Origin of the sequence: Gordonia sp. (in: high G+C Gram-positive bacteria), from assembly GCF_049299075.1 — a bacterium.
GTDB lineage: Bacteria > Actinomycetota > Actinomycetes > Mycobacteriales > Mycobacteriaceae > Gordonia.
This window is the reverse complement of sequence record NZ_JBAQWU010000303.1, coordinates 1-1,918: the sequence shown is the minus strand read 5'-3', so window position 1 is coordinate 1,918 and position 1,918 is coordinate 1. Positions and strand designations below refer to the sequence as shown.

2 protein-coding genes are annotated in these 1,918 nt (G+C 69.1%); both read right to left on the bottom strand.

All coding sequences use genetic code 11. The features are described 5' to 3' along the window. Nucleotides 1-1,196, bottom strand: a 1,196-nt coding sequence (locus tag WAW85_RS09205; RefSeq protein ID WP_422559314.1) for a pyridoxal phosphate-dependent decarboxylase family protein, incomplete at its 3' end; no start/stop codon positions are given. Next, on the bottom strand, nt 1,193-1,918 hold a 726-nt coding region (locus tag WAW85_RS09200; protein WP_422559313.1), incomplete at its 5' end, for an MFS transporter. The genes WAW85_RS09200 and WAW85_RS09205, both read right to left, overlap by 4 nt.

The following is a 1,918-nucleotide window of genomic DNA, read 5'->3' as shown; positions in this document are numbered from 1 at the left end:
CCGGTGCGCAGCGCAGCGATCAGATCGTCGAGCACCGCGGCGGTAATCGGGGTGACGGTGAGATGGGTACTCGCGGGCAGCACGGTGCCGTCGGACTGCGTGTAGCTCGGCTGTACCTGCAGAGTGAATCCGGCGGCGCCGACCGCCGCGGCCCAGCGGTGCGGGTCGATTGGTGCGGTGCTGTCGGTATCGGCGATGACGGCGAAGACTGGTCCTGAGGGATCTCCAGTGACTCGCAAACCGTCGATCTGGTTCACCGCCGCGCGCAATTGCGTTGTCGCGCCAGCGATCTGCGCAACCAGCCGGGCGAAGCCATCGGATCCCAGGTATTCGGTGATCGCCCACGCGGCGGCGAGACCGGCGGCGGAGCGCGAACCGAGGAGCGTGGGATTGACGATCGGATAGCCCGGCCAATCGGTGGTGGCGAAGAACCCCGCGCGGTGCCGGTCGCGGTCGCTGTGCAGGATCACCGAAGCGCCTTTGGGGGCGTAGCCGTACTTGTGCAGGTCCGCGGACAGGCTGGTGACGCCGGGGACACGAAAGTCCCAGGCGGGCAACGAATCCGGCCACCACGCTAGGGCGAACCCGCCGAGGCAGGCGTCGACGTGCAGCCCGATGTCGCGGGATATCGCCAGCTGTCCGAGTTCGGCGATGGGGTCCAACGCTCCGGTGGGGTAGTTGGGGGCCGAGGCGATAAGCAGAAAAGTCTCGGCGTCGATCGCCGCGGCCATCGCTGCGACGGTGACGGCGGTGCTCGCGGGGTCGACCGGAACCCGGACCGCCCGGATACCAAGCAGTCGGGCGGCTTTGTCGAAGGCGGCGTGCGCCGTGGACGCCATCACAATGCTGCCGCGACCGGGGGGCAGGCCAGCGTGATCGCGCGCCGCCTTCACTGCCAAAATGCAGCTTTCGGTGCCCCCCGAGGAGACCGAGCCGACGGCGGCCGGACCGTGAAAGGCGTTGCGCGCAAAGGTGATCAGGTCGCGCTCCATGGTGGCGACCGAGCCGAACACGGTCGGGTCGAGACCGTTGACCGGCTGCACGAGGGCCGCGGCGGCCCCGGCGAGCCGGTCGAGCTCGGTGAGCCCGGAGTCGTAGACGTAGGAGAGTACCCGGCCGCCGTGGGTCGGCGCATCGGTGGCGCGGCGCCGGGCGAGTTCGGCGAGGACCTCGTCGTAGGAATGGTGGCCGGTCATCGATCGGCTCCCTTCTCGTAGCGGGTGAGCAAAGCCAAGCTGGCGGCAATAAGAATCGCCGGCAGCAAGGCGAAGCCTGCCGTGATGCCGATGACGGCGCTGTGCGGTTGACGCGCGACGACGTCGGACGTCGACGAGACAAAGCCGGTGGCGGCTAGGACCAGCAGGAACATTCCAGGACCGAGGGCCATGCCGAGCGTCTCGGCGGCCGTCCAGAGCCCGGCGAGCGCGCCGCCCTGGTCGCGTCCGGTGCGTGCGGACTGTTCGTCGATCACATCGGGAAGCATGGCCAAGGGAAAGGTCTGCATGCCGGCGTAGCCGATACCGCAGACCGCCACCGGGAGAAAGATCCAGGTGCCCGGCGCGATGATCGCGATCGCGAGGGAAAGCGCGGCCAGCATGAAGAGTGCCGACGCGACGGCGAGAGCGCGCTGTTTGCCGTAGCGCTTGCCGATGCGGACCCACAGCGGCATCACCAGCAGCGCCGGGGCGACCAGTGCGGCAAAGAGTGGAGTCAGTGCGGTTTTGTCGTCGAGGACGTAGGTGGCCAGGTATTGGGCGCCAGCGAGCATCACGGCGGTGGCCAGCGACTGGATGACGAAGACCGACAGGAGGATGCGGTAGCGGTGGTTGGTGCGCAGGGCGGTAAATCCGTCGCGGGCGCTGTGTCCGGCCGACCGGCGGCTGCGATGCGCGGCGCGGCCGGCGAGCGCGGTCGCGGT